The organism is Frigoribacterium sp. ACAM 257 (assembly GCF_007954365.1).
GTDB lineage: Bacteria > Actinomycetota > Actinomycetes > Actinomycetales > Microbacteriaceae > Frigoribacterium.
Window position 1 is genome coordinate 247978 of the sequence record NZ_VOLO01000002.1, and the last position, 15874, is coordinate 263851.

The following is a 15874-nucleotide window of genomic DNA, read 5'->3' on the forward strand; positions in this document are numbered from 1 at the left end:
CCCTTACGAAGCCAACCAACCAGTAGGTAGTATCGACAGGTCCACGACGGCCACCCGTCGTGCGGCACCCCGCGACACGGGGCCCAGAACCAGGAGAACAGTGATCACCTCAGAAACACGGCCCGCCACCGGGTCGATCCCCGCTGCGTCCTCGCCCGCCGCACCTCCGTCCGCCCGCCGCTGGTGGGTGCTCGTCATCGTCGGGCTCGCGCAGCTCGTCGTCGTCCTCGACGGCACCATCGTCAACATCGCCCTGCCGCAGGCCCAGGCTGAGCTCGGCCTCTCGGACGAGAACCGCCAGTGGGTCGTCACGGCCTACGCCCTCGCCTTCGGCGCGCTGCTGCTGCTCGGCGGCCGCATCGCCGACTTCTGGGGCCGCAAGCGCACCTTCATCGTCGGCATGGTCGGCTTCGGGGCCGCGTCGGCCTTCGGCGGGCTCGTCTCGACCGGCGAGCTGCTCGTCACCGCCCGCGCGCTGCAGGGCGTCTTCGCCGCGCTGCTCGCCCCGGCCGCCCTCGCCGTGCTCACGACGACCTTCTCGCGCGGTCGCGAGCGCAACACGGCCTTCGCCGTCTTCGGTGCCATCTCGGGTGCGGGCGCGGCCGTCGGCCTCGTGCTCGGCGGCGTCCTCACGGAGTTCGTCAGCTGGCGCTGGTGCCTCCTCGTCAACGTGCCGATCGTGATCGTCGCGATCGTCGCCGCCGCGCTCGTCGTGCGCGAGAGCAAGGCCGAGGGCGACAACCGGCTCGACGTGGTCGGCACGGTCGTCGTGGCCCTCGGCCTCGCGTCGCTGGTCTACGGCTTCACCCAGGCGGAGGACGGCTGGGGCAGCCCCGTCGTCATCGGCTTCATCGCCCTCGGCGCGGGCCTGCTCGCCCTGTTCGTCCTCGTCCAGAAGCGCAGCGACCACCCCCTCCTGCCCCTCGGCGTGCTCACGAACCGCGTGCGCGGCGGAGCGTTCCTGGTGCAGCTGATCGTCGGCAGCGTCATGATCGGCGCCCTGCTCTACCTGACGTTCCACCTGCAGATCGTGCTCGGCTTCGGCCCGCTCGAGGCCGGTCTCGCGACGCTGCCCATGACGCTGGTCATCATGGTGATGGCCCCGATCCTGACGAAGCTGCTGCCGGTGATCGGGCCGCGCCTCCTCATGATCGTCGGGCCGATCGTGGCCGCTGCCGGCCTCTTCTGGCTGTCGTTCATCACGGCCGACGGCGGCTACGCGACGCACGTGCTGCCCCCGTTGATCGTCATGGGCGTCGGCCTGGCCGGCATCTTCGTGCCGATGCAGAACCTCGCGCTCGCCGGGGTCGCGCCGCACGAGGCCGGCGCGGCCAGCGCCACCTCGAACGCGATGATGCAGATCGGCGGCTCGATCGGGCTCGCGGTCTACACGAACCTGTACGCGTCGGCCGTGGCCGGCAGTGCGGCAGGCGGGCTCGGAGCCCTCGTCGACGGCTACTCGGCGGCGTTCGTCGCGGCCGCGGTGGCCGCGTTCATCGCGGCGCCGATCTCGTTCTTCATGATCCGCGGCACGAAGGAGGAGCTGCTCCCGAGCGGCCCCGTGGTGCACCTGGGCTGACGCCCGGGGCTGCTGCGCCCCGCGCCCCGCACCCTGCGCCCCGCGCCCCGCGCCCCGCACCCTGCACCCTGCACCCCGGTGTGGACCATGCACCCCGTCGTTTCGCGGTGCATGGTCCACTCCGGGGTGTTTCGTGCTCGGTGCCCAGAAGGAGGTGCGGTGTGCGCCCGGCGGGCACCGCACCTCCTCGGGGGGGCTACTCGGCCTTCTCGGTCTGCCACTTCTCGGGGGCGCGGTCGCCGTTCGGGCGGACCGGGCGCACGTCGCCGACGATCGGGATGGCGCGCTTGCGCAGCGCCCACATGTAGCGGACGAAGAAGTGGGTCAGCGTCGACAGGCGGTTGCCGTTGCCGAGCAGGCTCGTGATGTGCACGAAGACCCAGAGCAGCCAGGCGACCGGCCCGGTCATCGTGAAGCCGTTCGGCAGCTGCACCACGGCCGCGTTCGTGCCGACCGTCGCCATCGTGCCCTTGTCGTGGTACTTGAACGGCGTGCTCCGCTTGCCCGCGAGGAGGCGCTGGATCTGCTCGCCGATGTGCTCGCCGCCCTGGATGGCCGGCTGGGCGAGCTGCGCGAGGGCGTCGTCGGCGGCGGCGATGTCGCCGGCGGCCCAGATGCGGTCGAGGCCCTTGACGGTGAGGTCGTCGTTGACCTGGATGCGACCGCCGTGGGTCTGCGGCACGCCCCACGAGGCGACCTCGGCGTGCGCGGCGACGCCGGTCGCCCAGACGACGAGCTCGGCGGGGATGAACTCGCCCGACGTGGTGTGCACGCCGTCGGGCGTGACCTCGTCGACGCCGGTGTCGAGCCGCAGGTCGACGCCGCGCTTGCGCAGCACCTTGGCGGCGTAGCGACGGAGGCGCGGCGCGAACGGCTTGAGCAGCTCGCCGCTGCGGTGCACCAGCGTGATCGTGATGCTCGAGGCGTCGATCTCGGGGTAGGCGTCCTTCAGGGCCTGGTCGCGCAGCTCGGCCAGGGCGCCCGCCATCTCGACGCCGGTCGAGCCGCCGCCGACGATGACCACCCGCACCTCGCCGCTGCCCTGCGACGCCGCCGCGTTCTCGAGCTGCGTGAACAGCTCGTCGCGGATGCGGAGGGCCTGCGAGCGGGAGTACATCGAGTAGGCGAACTCGTAGGCGCCTTTCGTGCCGAAGTAGCTCGTGTTGACGCCGTTCGCGAGCACGAGGGCGTCGTACGAGATCTCCTCGCCGTCGCGGAGGGTGATGACGCGCTCGTCGGCCCGCACGGTCGTGAGGAGCCCGTGCCGGAAGTCGGCGTTCGACTGCTTCGAGCGGAGGCTGCGGAGGAAGTACGTGACGTCGCCCGCGTTGAGCCCGCCGGTCGCGACCTGGTACATCAGCGGCTGGAACATGTTGTAGACGTGCCGGTCGATCAGCGTGATGTCGACGTCGGCGTCCTTGAGGGCGCGCATCGTCGCGATGCCGGCGAAGCCGCCGCCGACCACGACGACGTGGGGCCGGGTGACGTGCTCGTCGGGGGTGCGGTCGTCGGACATGAGAGTGCTCCTGCGGGGTGCTCGGTTCGTGGCGGAGGTCGCCGGTGACCCCGAATCTGCAGGCGGCTGGTTCCTCCGCCCGTGTCAGGCTACTCGCCCGTGAGGGGCCGTCGGGCACCGTTCTGCAGGCTGCGCAACGGGTGTCGTCGAGCTTCCGCACGCGGCCGGAGCGCCGCCGGGACCCGGTCGCAGCGCGGCCGAGCGGCGTAGGGTCGTCGTCACCGGATCAGAGGGCCCCGCGTGAGCGGACGGCCGAGGGGGTACATCGTCGTGACAGGACACCGCCGTCGAGGCCGCAGCGAGCCGGGCGAGCGCCCGTGAAGGGCTACGTCCTCTGGCGTCGGGACGCGTCGCCCGTCGTCCGCCGTGACCGCGAGGGCGACGACCGCCTCCGGCTGGTGGCGTCCCTCGAGGACCTCGTCCCCGTCGGCGCCGAGATCGCCGGGCTCGTGATCGACGACGACACGGACGCGCAGACGGGCCACGTGACGGAGGAGGCGTCGCCCTCGGCCGCACCCGACCCCGACGACCGGCCGCTCGCGCCCGTCGTCCCGCTCTTCTCCGCCGATCGTCCCGCTCGTCGCCGTCGCCGCCTCCACCGCTGACAGGGGGGTCCCCGGCTCGGGCTAGGGTCGTGACGACCGTCGTGCACCGAGCCGACGCGAGTCGAGGAGGCGCGCAGCCGTGACCGAGGTCGTCCTGTTCCACCACGCCCAGGGTCTCACCCCCGGGGTCGTCGCCTTCGCCGAGGCTCTCCGTGCCGCGGGCCACGTCGTGCACACCCCCGACCTGTACGAGGGGCGCACCTTCGACTCGATCGACGAGGGCCTCGAGTTCGTCCACGGACTGGGCGTCGGCGAGGTCGCGGCGCGGGGCGTCCGCTCGGCCGCCGACTTCGACGCCGACGTCGTCTACGCCGGGTTCTCGCTCGGCGTGCTGCCCGCGCAGCACCTTGCACAGTCGCGCCCCGGTGCCCGCGGCGCGCTCTTCTTCCACGCCTGCGTGCCCGCCGCCGAGTTCGGCACCTGGCCGACCGGCCTCGCCCTGCAGGTGCACGGCATGGAGCACGACCCCTTCTTCGCCGACGAGGGCGACCTCGACGCCGCCCGCGAGCTCGTGGCGCAGCTGAGAGCCGACGACCCGGCGGCGGACGCCGAGGTCTTCACCTACCCCGGCAGCGAGCACCTCTTCGCCGACTCGTCGCTGGCGGCGTACCGGCCGGAGGCGGCCGCGCTGCTCACGGAGCGCACGCTGGAGTTCCTCGCGCGGCACTAGCCCGCGCGGCACGAGCTCGTCGCGTCTCGGGCGGGTCGGGGCAGCAGGTGCTGCGGCCGGCGCTGCTGCGCGGGCGAGGCCTCCCTGGGCCCCGGCCCGCGCCTCCGGGGCAGAGTGGGGTGACCGCGGCCCCTCGACACCGAGGGCGACCCTGCGGGACGACACGATCGAGAGGCCAGACATGAGCGACAGCACGCACGCGCACGACGACGACGCGACGACCGGCGAGGGCGTCGGCGCGCAGACGGACCTCGACGCAGGCTCGGGAGTCGAGGCCGACGGCCGGTCGCCCCTCGGCCAGCAGGGCGCCTTCCGCGACGCGGAGGGCGTGGACGCCGACGCGGACTCGTCCGAGCAGGACGGCACGGAGAGCGTCCCGCGCGCGGGCGGCGGGCCCGCGCCCACCGACGGCACCGGCACGAGCGGCACCGGCGTGACGGGCTCGGACGCCGTCCGCTAGCCGCGAACGCGGCACCGCGACGAACGACCCCGTCCCGACGACCTCCCCCGCGCGAGCGGGGAGGCGGCGTCCGGGACGGGGTCGTGCGGTGCTTAGCCGTGCGGTGCTTAGCCGTGCGGTGCTTAGCCGTGCGGCGTCGGACCTAGCGACCGAGGACGATCGATCCCGTGTGCGTCCGGATCGTGGAGGTGCGGGTGCTGAACGCGTTCAGCTGGGCGCGCACGTAGCGGCCGAGCGAGGTGCGCTGCACCGACGGCGACACGTAGGCGCCGATGGTGACGGCGTCGCGGTGCGTGGTCGAGACGTACGAGCCGATCGGCTCGTCGCGACGGGTGGTGCTGACGTAGCGGCCGCCGAGCGGGAAGGGCTGGGCGGGGGTGGTCGATGCGGTGCGGTCCATGGGGGCCTCCTCGTTCAGGGAGACGAGGGCCGCCGGTCGGGTGAGGGCGAGGTGCTCGTCTCCGTCGGCGTGCTCACCACTCTAGCCCGTTTTCTTGAACAACTCAAAACAAGGGCGGAGCCAGGGAGGCGTGGGTCACGCCCCCAGCAGCAGTCGGAGCCCCAGCGCCGTCATCACCACGGCGATCAGCCCGTCCAGCACGCGCCACGACGACGGCTTCGCGAAGAACGGCTTGAGGAGGCGCGAGCCGAGGCCCAGCAGCGCGAACCACAGGAAGCTGCCCGCGATCGCCCCGCCCGCCCACCACCAGCGCAGGTCGCCCGGCTGCTGGTTCGCCACCGAGCCGAGGAACACGATCGTGTCGAGGTAGGTGTGGGGGTTCAGCCAGGTGAGGGCGAGCACGGTGACGACGGCGGTCTTCCTGCTCGGCTGCACCGCGCCTCCCTCGGCCTGCAGTGCACCGGACGGCCGGATCGCCCGCTTCGCGGCGAACCCCGCGTAGACGAGCAGGAACGCGGCCCCCACGATCCTCACGACCACGAGGGCCTGGGGAGCGGCCGCGATCAGGGCTCCGACGCCGGCCACCCCGGCGATGATCAGGACGGCGTCGCTGGCCGCGCAGACGGCGATGACGGGGAGGATCACCCGGTTGACGCCCTGCAGGCCGACCTTGAGCACGTACGCGTTCTGGGCGCCGATCGCGACGATGAGGGCGAGACCGGTGCCCATGCCGAACAGCGCGGGCAGCAGGAGGGAGGAGAAGGTCACGCCCCGACGCTAGGGAGGCTGCCCTGCATCTCTCTAGCTCATGTTCGTGATGCTGCATAAGCTCTGCTGATGATCACCTTCGCCTCGGAGCACCTCGTGACCCTCCGCGCCCTCGTCGACGAGGGCACTTTCGAGGCGGCGGCCCAGCGGCTGCACATGACGCAGTCGGCCGTCTCGCAGCGCATCAAGCAGCTCGAGCGCACGGCGGGGCAGGTGCTCGTGCAGCGCACCACGCCGGTCGTGACGACCGCCGCCGGCGACGTCGTGCTGCGCTACGCCCGGCAGGTGCAGCTGCTCGCCGACGACGCGGCGGTCGAGCTCGGGGTCGGCGGCACGGCGGGGACCGGCTGGCCGGGCGGTGCAGGCGGGCTCGGCGGGCTCGGGACGTCGATCGCCGTCGCCGTGAACGCGGACTCGCTGGCGACGTGGTTCCTGGAGGCGCTCGCCGCACTGCCGCCGGAGGTGGGGGCCGTCTTCGACCTGCACCGCGAGGACCAGGAGAACACGACCTCGCTGCTGCGCTCGGGCACGGTGCTCGCCGCGGTCACGTCGACGCGGGAGCCGCTGCAGGGCTGCTCGTCCGAGCCGCTCGGGCTGATGCGCTACCGCGCCGTCGCCAGCCCCGGCTTCGTCGACCGCTGGCTCGGGGGAGTGCCGACGATGGGCCGCGTCGACGCCGCGCCGATGCTCGACTTCGACCGGTCGGACCAGCTGCAGCGCGGGTTCCTCCGGGCCTCGCTCGGCTACGACCCGCGGCCGCCGCGCACGTTCGTCCCGTCGTCGGCGGACTTCGCCCGCGCCGCCCGGCTCGGCCTCGGCTGGGGGCTGCTGCCCGAGGCGCAGTGCCTCGACCTGCTCGCCGACGGCTCGCTCGTCGAGCTCGCGCCCGGCGAGCACGTCGACCTCGCGCTGTACTGGCAGCGCTGGGCCCTGTCGTCGCGGCTGCTCGACACGCTGACGGAGTCGGTGCGGCGCTCGGCGGCGGAGGTGCTGCTGCCGGCGTGAGGGGCGCCTCCTCGGCTCGCCGCTCGCGGTCGGCGGCTCGTGCTCGGCGGTCTGCACGCGAACCTCCGCGAAAGCGACGAACCTCCGCGAAAGATCGCGGAGGTTCGTCGCTTCCGCGTCGCCTCGGCCCGCCTGCCGGCGCTGAGCCGCCCCAGCTCCAGCCCGAGCCTGCGTGGATCTGCCGAGGGCGGGTGTTCCGGGTCGAGGGCGGGTCGGCGCGGACCCGCCCTCGCCCCGGAAGACCCGCCCCCGAGCACAGGAGGCGCGCGTAGCGTGAGCCGGTGAGCAGCGCACCCGAGACCCGCACGTCCGAGACACCTGCGGACGCGTCCGCGTCCGGCGCGGCCGGCGCGGCCGAGACCCGCACCTTCGAGACGCGGGTCGGCACGGTCGTCGGTCGCGTCGACGGCGACGTGGTGCGAGTGCTCGGCGTGCCGTACGCGGTGGCCGAGCGGTTCGAGGCTCCCCGGCCTGCGCCTCCTGCGGTCGACGACGACGGGCGGCCCGTGCCGCTGCTCGCGTTCGACCGCGCGCCCGCCTCGCCCCAGCTGTCGTCGCCCTCGATGCAGGTGCTCTTCGACGACGCGGCGCGCGGCATGGTCGACTCCGAGCACTGCCAGGCGCTGTCGATCACGCTGCCCGCCGACCTCGCGCCGGGGGAGCGGCTGCCGGTGATGGTGTGGATCCACGGCGGCTCCTACGTCAACGGCGCCGGCGACCTGGCGGTCTACGACCCGCGCTCGCTCGTGGTCGAGCAGCGCGTCGTCGTCGTCACGGTGACCTACCGGCTCGGGGTGTTCGGGTTCCTCGGCGACGGCGAGCGGGTCCCGTCCAACCTCGGGCTGCTCGACCAGCTCGAGGCCGTGCGCTGGGTGCACGACACGATCGACGCGTTCGGCGGCGACCCCGACACGGTCACGCTCTTCGGGCAGTCGTCGGGCGGCGACTCGATCGCCCACCTCATGATCAGCGAGGGCGCGCGCGGGCTGTTCCGCCGGGCGATCGTGCAGAGTGCTCCGCTCGGGCTCGACCGCGGACGAGCCGCGATGTCTCGGGCGATGCTCCGCGTCACGGGCGCGCCCGACCCCGACGCCACCGTCGAGGAGCTGCTCGCCGGCCAGCCCCTCGCCGAGCGCGTCGCCCTCCGGTTCGGGCTGCGCGGCGGGATGCCCTTCGGTCCGCAGTACGGCCGGGCGCCGCTGCCCGCCGAGCAGGACCGCGACGCCGCCTGGCGCGACGTCGCCCCGCACGTCGACCTGCTGATGGGCGCGACGTCGGAGGAGACCGGGCTTTACGTTCCGCTCGTCCGGCCGCTCGACGTGCTGACGAGCCTGCCGGTCGTGGGCGGGCTCGTGCGGCGCGTGCTGGTCCGGGCGACGACCGGGGCCGTGTACGGACGGGACGCGCGCCGCTTCGTCGCCCGGCACCGCGCCTCCGGCGGTCGGGCCGTGCGGTACGAGCTGAGCTGGGCGCCGCGCGACAGCCGCTACGGCGCCGCGCACATCACCGATCTGCCGCTGCTGCTGGGGACGAAGGAGGCGTGGGGCAGCTCGGCCCTGCTGGGCACGTCCGACTGGGCGGAGGTCGACCGCCTCGGGCGCCGGGTGCGGCAGATCTGGGCCGACTTCGCGCGGACCGGGACGGTGGCGGCCGACGCCGCCGCCGGGCTGTCGCAGACGCTGGTGCTCGACCGCGGCTGATCGCGGCCTGCGCACGGACGCGACAGCGGGAGCGCCGGGTCGATGCCCCTCGTGCTCGACCCGACGCTCCCCCGTCTTCCCCCCTCTGCCGGTCGTCCCTCCCCCGACGACCGGCCCGGCCCGGCGCCCCCGCGCCCGGCCGAGTCCGGTGACCTACCCCCGGCCCGCCGAGGCGGCCTGGGCGGCGATGATCGCCTCCGTCACCGCGATCAGCAGGTCCTGGTGCTCTGGCGATGGCCCGCCGACGACCTGGATCCACGTGTCGTCGACGAGCGCGTCGATCCAGCAGGAGGAGCCCTCGCCGGAGTAGCACACGGCTGTGGCGGACTCGGCTCCGGCCACGTCGACAGGTGAGCCGGCGTAGGTGCGGTTCCCGTAGGCCCAACCGCCTCCGGGGACGACCTCGAGCGTGATGTACGGCACGGCCAGCTCCACCGTCGGGTCGTCGACCGGCGGCACCGACCAGTTGCAGGACACCGCCGTGCTCTGCGTCAGGTGGATGCCCGTCTGTTCCAGGGCGCCCACTTCCTCCGGCCCCGCGAGTCCGGGAGCGCCGACGAGCCGGTCGATGTCCCCCGCGGACGGCATGGCCGAGCAGTCGGTCATCGACGACCACATCGTCGTCGGGGCCGTCCAGGCCGACGCCGGCGGGGCGGCCCCGACGACGTCCGCGACGTCCTGGGCTGCGGCACGGAGGAGAGCGGGCGTGATCGTGTCGGGGAGCTCGCTGCTGGCCGACACCTCGAACCACCAGGGTCCCGAGACGATCGACGAGTTGCAGGAGTAGCTCCCGTCTCGACAAGCGACGGCCGAGACGTCGCCGACGTCGAGCGAGGGGAGACCCGACTGCGTCAGGCCCGAGAGCCACTCCGTCCCCCGCGCCGCGTCGGGCGAGACCCGCACGATGGCCCACTCCGTCGCGTACTCGTCGCCGCCAGCCGTCCAGCGGCACTCCAGCACCCCCTCCTGGAGGAGCGACGCATCGACCGCGGAGAAGTGCGGGGCGATCCGTTCCGTCACCGCCGCCTCCGGCACCAGGGCGGCCACGCCGATGCGCTCGCCCAGGGTCGTGCAGTCGATCCCGAGGGCCGGTGTCGGGATCACGGGCTGACTCGGCGCGACAGGTGCTGGCGAGACCGTGGCGGTCGCGCCGGGGACAGGCTCGCGCGTCGGCTCGGAGGTCGGCGACGGCGTGGCGGCCGGCGCTGCCCGGAACGGCGACGGCAGGACCAGCGCGAGCGCGCCTCCTGCGCCCCCGATGCCGAGCAGGGCGACGAGGCCGAGCGTCAGTCCGAGGTGGCGGCGGGCCCAGGGGCGTCGCCTGGCGGGGGGCTCGGCGGCGGCTCGGCGCAGCACGTCCTGCTTCATCGAGACGAGCATGCGGTTCAGGTCGTCTCCGGTGGGGGGCTCAACGTCCATCGCGGATCACCGCCTTCCTCAGTCGTGTCCGGGTGCGGGAGACCCGTTGTGTCAGGGCGCCGACGCTGAGCCCGAGCTGGGCTGCGGCCTCGGCGTAGCTGCGGCCCTCGATCAGGCACAGCTCGCAGATCTGCTGGTCGACCGGGCTGAGCGCCTCGATCTCGGCGCGGACCCAGCGCAGCCGTTCGCGCGCCTCCTGGGCGTCGTCGTCGGTGGGGGCGATCAGCTCGGCGGGCAGCTCGTCCGCCTCGGCGCGCTGCCGCTTGCGCCTCAGGTTCAGCGCGTGGTTGCGGCAGGCCACGAGGAGCCACGGCAGCAGCGAGCCGTCGTGCAGCGTGATCTCGGCCGAGCGGCGCCAGAGGGTGACGAGCGTGTCCTGCACGATCTCCTCCACGTCCATCTTGCTGTCGGCGAGCGCCCAGGCGTAGCGCGTCAGCGTCGGCGCCCAGCGGTCGAAGATCTCCGACAACGCCCGCTTGTCCCCGCCCGACGTGCGTCGGACGAGGTCGGAGTCGTTCTCCGTCGTCATGTCCATGTCTGCCCCCCTCACTACAGGAATGTCGCAGATCGCTCAGGTCTGACAGAAATCGTCGAGAAAGTTCGGCGCGTGCCGGCGAGGGCGGGTCTTCCGGGGCGAGGGCGGGTCGGCAGGTACCCGCCCTCGGCGGAGATGACCCGCCCGCGAGCACAGGCAGCGGGAGGCGCGGCGACCGCAGGCAGCAGGAGGGGCGTCGCTAGCGGGCGAGCGCCGTGAGCTCTGCCCGCGTCGCGGCCCCGGCCTTGCGGAGCAGGTTCGAGACGTGGAACTTCACCGTGTTCTCGCTGATGCCGAGCGACTCGGCGACGGCGCGGTTGCGGGCCCCGGAGGCGACGAGCCGGAGCACGTCGCGCTCGCGCGGGCTCAGCGACACCGCCTCGTCGAGCGACCCCGGCTCGGGCGGCGGGTCGAGCGGCAGGCTCACCGTCAGGTCAGATCCCCAGCCGGGCGTCGACGACACGGAAAGCGTCCCGTCGAGGGCCGAGACGCGCTCGGCGACCGGGCGCAGCGAGTCGTCGTGCGCGGTCAGCTCCCCGGCTCCGTCGTCACGGACGGCCATGAGCAGGTTCAGGCCGTCGCAGTCCCACTGGATCCGCACCCGGCGGGCGCGGCCGTCGTCGACGAGGGCGAGCACGGTGCTGCGGACGATCGTGCGGGCGGCGTGCGCGACCTCGCCCGGCAGGGCGCGACCGGTCGCCGGCGGCTCGACGAACTGGACGTCGAGCTCGCCGAAACGGACGAGGGGGCGCAGGTCGTCCCGGAGGCGCGCGAAGGCCCCGACGACCGGCTCGAGCAGCAGGGATCGCTGCTCGTCCGTCTCGGACCGGAGCTCGACGACGGCCGCCGCGGCGACCTCGATGGCGACGGTGCGGGCGGCGCGGTCGTCCAGGCGGGCGGAGCGGAGCGTCGCGAGCAGCGACTCCAGGGTCAGTGCGTGTCGGTCGAGCAGCTCCGACACGGTGCGCGCGTGCCGGGCGACGACGGCGCGGGTCGCGGCCGACGGCAGGTCGGGCACGGGCAGGGCGGGCGCAGGCACGTCGGGCACGGGCAGGGCGGGCGCAGACAGGTCGGGCACGGCGCCACCCTACCCGGCCCCTACCCGAGCGCCTCCACCTACCCGTTCGGGCAGGTGGCCCCGGTCCGACGGACAGCGCACGAGGAGGTGGGCCGGAGCAAGATGGGACACATGCCCGATGCAGCCAGCAGCCCCACCGCCTCCTCGGCCACCGCCTCCTCGCCTGCCGACGCGCTCGAGCTCGTCCGCTCCGAGGTGGACCGTGCCGTGCGCGCGGTCGTCGAGAGCGACCCCGACGGCCTCGCCGCCGTGGCCGACCTCGTCTCCGGCGCCGAGCGCGTGTTCGTGCACGGCGCGGGCCGCTCCGGCCTCGCGCTGCGGATGACCGCGATGCGTCTGATGCACCTCGGCCTGGCCGTGCACGTGGTCGGCGAGGTGACGGCGCCCGCGATCGGCGAGGGCGACGTGCTGCTGACCGCGAGCGGATCCGGCACGACCAGCGGCATCGTCGGTGCAGCGGAGTCGGCCGTCGAGGCCGGTGCGCAGGTCGCCGCGGTGACCACCGCCGCGGACTCGCCCCTGGCCGGGATCGCCACCGCCGTCGTGGTCGTGCCCGCCGCCGAGAAGCTCGACCGCTCGGGCTCCGCCTCGGCGCAGTACGCCGGAGGCCTCTTCGAGCAGGTCGTCGTGCTCGTCGGGGACGCGCTGTTCCACGCCCTGTGGCAGCGCTCCGGCCAGAGCGCCGACGACATGTGGCCCCGCCACGCGAACCTCGAGTAGTCGCACCGCGCCTCCTCGTCGCCCGACCCCACCACAGAAGGAGCACCACATGAAGCTGCAGTTCGCCATGGACACCCTGACCACCGAGGCCGCCCTCGAGCTCGCCGCCGCCGCCGCGCCCAGCGTCGACATCATCGAGCTCGGCACGCCGCTGATCAAGGCGGAGGGCTTCCGCGCCATCACCGCGATCAAGGAGGCGCACCCCGACAAGATCGTGTTTGCCGACCTCAAGACGATGGACGCCGGCGAGCTCGAGGCGGGCGAGGCGTTCAAGGCCGGCGCCGACCTCGTGACCGTGCTGGGCGTCGCCGGGGACAGCACCATCGCCGGTGCGGTCAAGGCCGCGAAGGAGCACGGCAAGGGCATCGTCGTCGACCTGATCGGCGTGCACGACAAGGCCGCCCGAGCCAAGGAGGTCGTCGCCCTCGGCGCCGAGTTCGTCGAGATGCACGCAGGACTCGACGAGCAGGCCGAGGACGGCTTCACGTTCGAGGCGCTGCTCGAGGCCGGCAAGGCGTCGGGCGTGCCGTTCTCGGTCGCCGGCGGCGTCAAGGCCGCCACGGTCGGCTCGGTGCAGGACGCCGGCGCCCAGGTCGCCGTCGCCGGCGCCGCGATCTACGGTGCCGACGACGTCGCGGACGCCGCCCGCGAGATCCGCGCCGCGATCAAGTAGCGCGCCGCCAGAACGCCGAGGAGGCGCGGTGCAGGGAAGGCCTGCACCGCGCCTCCTGCGCGTGTTCGGGCACATGACTCGATGTGTTCGGGCACATGACTCGATTCAGGAAGGGCGCCCTGACGCATCCTGATTCGTGCACGATTCAGGCTTCTTGGTCCCCCTGTGCGCGACGCAGGAGCGATCTTCCTGAATGAGGAGGATGGTCAGTGGACCAGCACGACGGCGAGCGTCGTCGGGGCGTCGTGGCCCGGCCACGTCGCGGACAGGACCTGCGTCGTGTCGTCGTGCGCCCCTCCTGCGGCCTCGGCGAGGGCGGCAGGCGACCCGCCGCCGTCGGGAGTCCGAGCGACCACGAGCGTGCACGAGCCGGCGTCGACCACGGTCGCACCGTCGACCGGGCGCGTGCCCCGCACCGAGGTCGACGGCACCTCGGCGCCGGCCGTGCCGCTGCCGACGACGACCATGGTCTGCTCGTGCGGCACGCGCTCGCCGTCGGCCGTCTGCAGCACCTGATCGGCCTGGCCGTCGCCGGTGAGCGCGGCCGAGATGGTCGCGGCGACGAACACGGGGTCGCCGCAGCCGTCGTAGACCCAGCGCTCGCCGAGCACCGAGTGCTGCATCGTGCCGACCAGGAGGTCGTCGGCGCCCTCGAGCGGAGCGCCCCGGTAGGTGAGCGGCACCTGCAGCACGGGACCGTCGCCGGCACGGACGAGCAGCACCTCGACGCCGACCTCGCCGGCCGGGTCGTCGAGGCGGAACGCCGCGAGCTTCTCGAGCCGCGCGGGGTCGCCCTCGAACCACGGCTGGCTCGGCGCCCAGGCCGCGAGGGCCTCGAGCTTCGACGGGACGAGTTCTGCCTGGTGGATCAGTGCCATGCCGCGATCGTAGGGGGCGCCGCCGACACGGGGCCAGCGCGGGCCTACCCTGGTGCGGTGACCGCGACCCCCTCCGCCGCCGGACCTGGCCGCCCCGCCGAGCCCACTCCTCCTGCACCCGGCACCTACCGCCACTTCAAGGGCGGCCGCTACGAGGTGATCGGCACGGGGCGGCACGTCGACACCGGGGAGGCGCTGGTCTTCTACCGCACGCTCTACGGCGACCGCTCGCACTGGGTGCGCCCCGTGGGGCAGTTCGTCGAGCACGTGACGCGCGACGGGTGGGACGGGCCGCGGTTCGTCCGCGAGGACCCGCAGCCGCAGCCGTCGGCGTCGCCGCAGCCGTAGCTGTAGCCGCGCTGCCGACGAGGCTGACCCTGACCCTCGACGCGCTGCTCCGCGGGCCTCCGAACCGCGAGGGACCCCGGCGACTGCGGCTCCCGAGGGCCCGGGCTGAGCGGGTCACCCCGGATTCTGCGGGGACACTCAGGCTCGTGGTGCATGCTCGTCGCTTCGCCCGCGCCCGCCCGTACCCCTCGGGAGCGCTGGGCGGACGCGCCGGGCCCCCAGGCCCCGCTGGAACCGACACCGACCCGTCACCTCGACAGCACCTGCCGGTCGTCCGGTCCGCCCGTGGGCGGAGCGACGGGCCGCCTCCGGGACCGACTCCCCGGTCGTGCCGTCGTGCACCGCGCCTCCTGCGGTGCTGCGCACCCGAGGCGCAGAGGTGGGCCGACGTGCCCCTGACCGGGGCGCGCCGAGCAGGCCGGCCGAGCAATGGGACGACATGACCTCCGAGAACACCCCCGCCCCCGAGGGCAGCACCACCAGCAGCACCAGCACCGGCTCCACCAGCATCGCCAGCGCCACCGGCTCCAGCAGCACCGCCGCCGCGCCCCTGACGCGCCGGGCCATCGCCGCGAGCCGTCGCCGCGCGAGCCGCCGCCGCCTCGTCGGCGTGACCGCGGTCGCGGCCGTCGCCATCGTCGCGGGCACCGGCTTCGCCTTCGTGAACCGCGCCCCGTCGGCCGAGGCCGTCGCGGCGGCCCACGCGCAGAGCGTGCAGCAGAACGAGGAGGCGATCGCCGACTCGCTCGCCGAGGCCCAGGCGAAGACCACGATCGACATCGCGTCGCAGGTCGTGACCTCGACCAAGGACAAGGTCGACGCCAGCGCGCTCGAGACCTCTGTCGCGTCGCTCGCCGACTACGAGAACCTCGACTCGGACACGCTCGCCGCCCGCGTGGCCGAGACGGCCACGACGGCGCAGACGGTCCAGGCCGCCGCGTCCGAGGCCGACCGCCAGGCCGCCGCCGCAGCCGCAGCCGCCCAGGCCGCCGCCGAGGCCCAGGCCGCCGCCGAGGCGCAGGCCGCCGCCGAGGCAGCCGCCGCCGCAGCTGCCGCCGCCCAGGCCGCCGCGAACACGCCCGCCGCGGCCAAGGCCGCCGCCCAGCAGCTCGCCTCGTCGAAGTACGGCTGGGGCAGCGACCAGTACGGCTGCCTCGTGAACCTGTGGCAGAAGGAGTCGGGCTGGAACTACCAGGCCTACAACCCGAGCGGCGCGACCGGCATCCCGCAGGCTCTGCCCGGCAGCAAGATGGCGACCGCCGGCTCCGACTGGGCGACGAACGCCACCACGCAGGTCACGTGGGGCCTCGACTACATCAAGCGCGCCTACGGCACCCCGTGCAGCGCCTGGGGCCACAGCCAGTCGGTCAACTGGTACTGAGCCCGCGCCTCGGCCGCGTCCCGTCACGGGGGTGACGATCGCGTCTGAGCCGACAGAGAAGGTCCTCCCCGAGCCCGGGGAGGACCTTCTCCGTCGTCTCGCCGCTCCTCAGGGAGGGGAGAGGGAGAGGGCGAGAGGG

The 15874-nt window shown here is 73.9% G+C and carries 17 protein-coding genes; 10 read left to right on the forward strand and 7 right to left on the reverse strand.

Going from position 1 to position 15874, the window contains the following annotated elements; all coding sequences use genetic code 11:
• Nucleotides 1–100: 100 nt before the first annotated feature.
• Complete coding sequence (locus ES689_RS07560) at nucleotides 101–1579, forward strand: MFS transporter (protein ID WP_223269473.1); 1479 nt, start codon at nucleotides 101–103, stop codon at nucleotides 1577–1579.
• A 196-nt stretch (nucleotides 1580–1775) separates the two neighbouring features.
• Here the strand turns inward: ES689_RS07560 and ES689_RS07565 are convergent, their stop codons facing one another.
• Nucleotides 1776–3095: an NAD(P)/FAD-dependent oxidoreductase gene (locus ES689_RS07565; protein WP_146902444.1), complete on the reverse strand. Its 1320-nt coding sequence runs from the start codon at nucleotides 3093–3095 to the stop codon at nucleotides 1776–1778.
• A 317-nt stretch (nucleotides 3096–3412) separates the two neighbouring features.
• On the opposite strand from ES689_RS07565, the gene ES689_RS07570 reads away from it, so the two are divergent.
• From ES689_RS07570 to ES689_RS07580, 3 genes are all read left to right on the forward strand, one after another.
• A complete protein-coding gene (locus tag ES689_RS07570) occupies nucleotides 3413–3700 on the forward strand; it encodes a hypothetical protein (protein ID WP_146902446.1) in 288 nt (95 codons plus the stop codon).
• A gap of 79 nt (nucleotides 3701–3779) precedes the next feature.
• A complete protein-coding gene (locus ES689_RS07575) occupies nucleotides 3780–4370 on the forward strand; it encodes a dienelactone hydrolase family protein (protein ID WP_146902449.1) in 591 nt (196 codons plus the stop codon).
• Between the two features lie 181 nt (nucleotides 4371–4551).
• The gene (locus tag ES689_RS07580; protein ID WP_146902452.1) at nucleotides 4552–4830 is read left to right on the forward strand and encodes a hypothetical protein; all 279 of its coding nucleotides are present in this window, start codon (nucleotides 4552–4554) and stop codon (nucleotides 4828–4830) included.
• Nucleotides 4831–4972: 142 nt separating this feature from the next.
• Here ES689_RS07580 and ES689_RS07585 read toward each other — a convergent pair whose 3' ends face one another.
• Both ES689_RS07585 and ES689_RS07590 read right to left on the reverse strand, forming a co-directional pair.
• On the reverse strand, nucleotides 4973–5230 hold the full coding sequence (locus tag ES689_RS07585; protein ID WP_146902455.1) for a hypothetical protein: 258 nt from the start codon (nucleotides 5228–5230) through the stop codon (nucleotides 4973–4975).
• 135 nt (nucleotides 5231–5365) lie between these two features.
• Entirely contained in the window at nucleotides 5366–5998 is a 633-nt protein-coding gene (locus tag ES689_RS07590; protein ID WP_370512346.1) for a LysE/ArgO family amino acid transporter, read from the reverse strand.
• A gap of 69 nt (nucleotides 5999–6067) precedes the next feature.
• On the opposite strand from ES689_RS07590, the gene ES689_RS07595 reads away from it, so the two are divergent.
• Both ES689_RS07595 and ES689_RS07600 read left to right on the forward strand, forming a co-directional pair.
• On the forward strand, nucleotides 6068–7003 hold the full coding sequence (locus tag ES689_RS07595) for a LysR family transcriptional regulator ArgP (protein ID WP_223269474.1): 936 nt from the start codon (nucleotides 6068–6070) through the stop codon (nucleotides 7001–7003).
• Between the two features lie 281 nt (nucleotides 7004–7284).
• Nucleotides 7285–8703 carry a carboxylesterase family protein gene (locus ES689_RS07600; RefSeq protein WP_146902457.1) on the forward strand — a complete coding sequence of 473 codons (1419 nt, stop codon included), beginning with the start codon at nucleotides 7285–7287 and terminating at the stop codon, nucleotides 8701–8703.
• A gap of 153 nt (nucleotides 8704–8856) precedes the next feature.
• Here the strand turns inward: ES689_RS07600 and ES689_RS07605 are convergent, their stop codons facing one another.
• The 3 genes from ES689_RS07605 to ES689_RS07615 all read right to left on the reverse strand — a co-directional run bounded on the left by ES689_RS07605 (nucleotide 8857) and on the right by ES689_RS07615 (nucleotide 11735).
• The gene (locus ES689_RS07605) at nucleotides 8857–10122 is read right to left on the reverse strand and encodes a hypothetical protein (RefSeq protein ID WP_146902460.1); all 1266 of its coding nucleotides are present in this window, start codon (nucleotides 10120–10122) and stop codon (nucleotides 8857–8859) included.
• Nucleotides 10112–10657: an RNA polymerase sigma factor gene (locus ES689_RS07610; RefSeq protein WP_223269475.1), complete on the reverse strand. Its 546-nt coding sequence runs from the start codon at nucleotides 10655–10657 to the stop codon at nucleotides 10112–10114. The genes ES689_RS07605 and ES689_RS07610 overlap by 11 nt, the downstream gene beginning before the upstream one ends.
• Before the next feature lie 199 nt (nucleotides 10658–10856).
• Complete coding sequence (locus ES689_RS07615) at nucleotides 10857–11735, reverse strand: helix-turn-helix transcriptional regulator (protein WP_223269476.1); 879 nt, start codon at nucleotides 11733–11735, stop codon at nucleotides 10857–10859.
• A 111-nt stretch (nucleotides 11736–11846) separates the two neighbouring features.
• Here ES689_RS07615 and hxlB point away from each other — a divergent pair, with 111 nt between their 5' ends.
• Together hxlB and hxlA are read left to right on the forward strand one after the other, a co-directional pair.
• Nucleotides 11847–12455, forward strand: a complete 609-nt coding sequence (gene hxlB / locus ES689_RS07620; RefSeq protein ID WP_146902463.1) for a 6-phospho-3-hexuloisomerase — start codon at nucleotides 11847–11849, stop codon at nucleotides 12453–12455.
• A gap of 49 nt (nucleotides 12456–12504) precedes the next feature.
• Nucleotides 12505–13128, forward strand: coding sequence for a 3-hexulose-6-phosphate synthase (gene hxlA, locus ES689_RS07625; protein ID WP_146902466.1), 624 nt, complete (start codon nucleotides 12505–12507; stop codon nucleotides 13126–13128).
• 206 nt (nucleotides 13129–13334) lie between these two features.
• On the opposite strand, the gene ES689_RS07630 is transcribed toward hxlA, so the two are convergent.
• Nucleotides 13335–14006 carry a hypothetical protein gene (locus ES689_RS07630; RefSeq protein ID WP_146902469.1) on the reverse strand — a complete coding sequence of 224 codons (672 nt, stop codon included), beginning with the start codon at nucleotides 14004–14006 and terminating at the stop codon, nucleotides 13335–13337.
• 57 nt (nucleotides 14007–14063) lie between these two features.
• On the opposite strand from ES689_RS07630, the gene ES689_RS07635 reads away from it, so the two are divergent.
• Nucleotides 14064–14354 (forward strand): DUF1653 domain-containing protein, encoded by a 291-nt coding sequence (locus ES689_RS07635; protein ID WP_146902472.1) that lies wholly within the window; start codon nucleotides 14064–14066, stop codon nucleotides 14352–14354.
• 439 nt (nucleotides 14355–14793) lie between these two features.
• Nucleotides 14794–15735, forward strand: coding sequence for a phospholipase (locus ES689_RS07640; RefSeq protein ID WP_223269477.1), 942 nt, complete (start codon nucleotides 14794–14796; stop codon nucleotides 15733–15735).
• The last annotated feature ends 139 nt before the right edge of the window (nucleotides 15736–15874 follow it).